This window comes from Holdemanella sp., from assembly GCF_056804935.1.
Genome location: NZ_DBMEXE010000238.1, coordinates 1 through 2,361, shown reverse-complemented (window position 1 = coordinate 2,361; position 2,361 = coordinate 1). Strand labels below are relative to the sequence as shown.

2 protein-coding genes are annotated in these 2,361 nt (G+C 35.5%); one reads left to right on the top strand and one right to left on the bottom strand.

The window, feature by feature from the left end; translation table 11 throughout:
* Positions 1-342 (top strand): HAD-IIB family hydrolase (locus ACZQCL_RS08800; protein WP_482482863.1); only part of this gene is annotated, 342 nt, incomplete at its 5' end.
* A gap of 39 nt (positions 343-381) precedes the next feature.
* Here the strand turns inward: ACZQCL_RS08800 and ACZQCL_RS08795 are convergent.
* On the bottom strand, positions 382-2,361 hold a 1,980-nt coding region (locus tag ACZQCL_RS08795; protein WP_482482861.1), incomplete at its 5' end, for an elongation factor G.

The following is a 2,361-nucleotide window of genomic DNA, read 5'->3' as shown; positions in this document are numbered from 1 at the left end:
CAAATGATGGTTGCCACTACAGAAGATCAAGATGAGTTGATTCTAGAAAACACAACTACATTAAAAGTGGCTCGCTGGTGGAATAGAGCTTGTGATATCATTCCTTGTAATGGTGGAAAAGATATAGGTATTCAAAAGATATTGGATTACTTCAATTTCAACAAAGAGGAAGCCATGGCCTTTGGCGATGGAGGAAATGATATTTCGATGTTGAAATATGTTGGTACCGGTGTTGCGATGGGTAATGCCAAAGACAATGTAAAAGCTATAGCCGATTATATTACAGATTCTGTACAAGAAGATGGAATAGTTAGTGCACTAAAACATTTTGAAATCCTATAGAAAAAGACAGCCGTTTTCTGCTGTCTTTTTACGTATGTCCTATTCTTTATCTTTTTTGCTCTGTTCAATCACTCTTGAAGCATAAGGTTCTGGCACTGGATCATATCGGTCCATTTCCATTGTATAAGTACCTAAACCAGTTGTCATACTTCTTAATTCAACACAATATCTAGACATATTTGCCATTGGAACTTGTGCATCAATTTCTTGATCTGAATCCACTGGAGTCATACCCATAATTGAACCTCTACGTTTATTCAAATCACCAATTACAGCTCCTGTAAATTCATCTGGAACACGAATCTTAACATTCATGATTGGTTCTAATAAGATTGGACGAACTTTAGTCATCGCGTCTTTATAAGCTAAATGAGCAGCCATTTTAAATGCCATTTCACTTGAGTCAACATCATGATATTTACCATCTAATAATGTTGTCTTCACATTGACCATCTTATATCCTGCTAAAGGACCTTTTTGGCAGCATTCACGAAGTCCAGTTTCTACAGCTGGGAAATATTGTTTCGGAACAGCTCCACCAAATACTTTTTCTGCAAATACCATTTCTTCTTCATCTGGATTTGGACTAAATTCTACAAATACATGTCCAAATTGACCATGTCCACCAGATTGTTTTTTATGACGACCTTCACCAACAGCTGTCTTTGTGATTGTTTCACGATATGTGATTTTTGGATCACTTAAAACAACTTCAGCTTTAAATTTAGAATTTAATTTATTTACAATGACATCTAAGTGTTGATCACCCACACCATAAATCACTGTTTCTTTTGTTTCTGGATTGTTTACAACTTTAAATGTTGGATCTTCTTCCTGTAAACGAGCAAGTCCATTTGATAAACGATCCTCGTCATTTTTAGTCTTAGGTACAACAGCTTGTCCATACATCGGTGTATCGAATGTGATTGGATCTGCCATCAACAATTTGCCTTTATCACACAATGTATCGTTTGTTCTAGTATTTTGTAGTTTTACTAAAGCACCAATATCTCCAGTAAACAATTTACCAGCTGCTGTCTGGTGTTTACCTTTAACGATATAGATTTGACTGATTTTTTCAGGTTTACCATTATTGGCATTCACAACTGTACTATCAGCTGCAAGTACACCACTCAATACTTTTACATAACTGATTCTTCCAACAAATGGGTCCATAATCGTTTTAAATACTTGTGCTGTTAAAACTTCTGTTTCACTTGTCAACAATTCAACTTTAACACCATTTGGAGTTGTAGCTGTGTACATACCTCTTTCTGAGTATGTTGGGAAATAACTAACGATTAAATCCATCAAACGTTGGATGCCAATTGAATTGACTGCACTACCAGAATATACTGGACAAATTTCTCCATTACGTACACCAATACGCACACCACGTTTTAATTCTGCATCACTAAATTCTTCACCAGAGAAGAATTTTTCCATTAATTCATCATCGCCCATCGCAACCGCTTCGGCAATCTGATCTTTATAAAGAGCCACTTCTTCTTGCATAGATTCAGGTACTGGGCATGCTTTATCAGCTAATTCCGGACTATAATACCAAGCTTTATTTTTAATGATATTTACAGATCCGACAATTTTTCCATCTTCAACGATAGGAACTTCAAATGGAATAACACTCTTACCAAATTCTTCACGCAATGCTTGATAACTTGCATCAAAACTTGTGTGTTCTTCATCTAACTTATTGATAAAGAAAATTGTAGGCTTCTTTTCAGCTATAGCTTGTTTATAAGCCAATTTAGTTCCTGATTGTAAAGGATCTTTGGCATTAACTACGATTAAACTTGAATCACCTACCGCAAAACCACCTTGTTTTTCACCAACGAAGTCTAAATAACCTGGTGTGTCAATGAAATTAATTTTACTATCTTCCCATTCAATTGGAACAATTGTTGTATAAACAGATAATCCACGACGAATTTCTTCAGCATCGAAATCGATCATTGAACTGCCTTCTGTTGTTTTACCAAAACGATCTGTTGCCTTTGTATA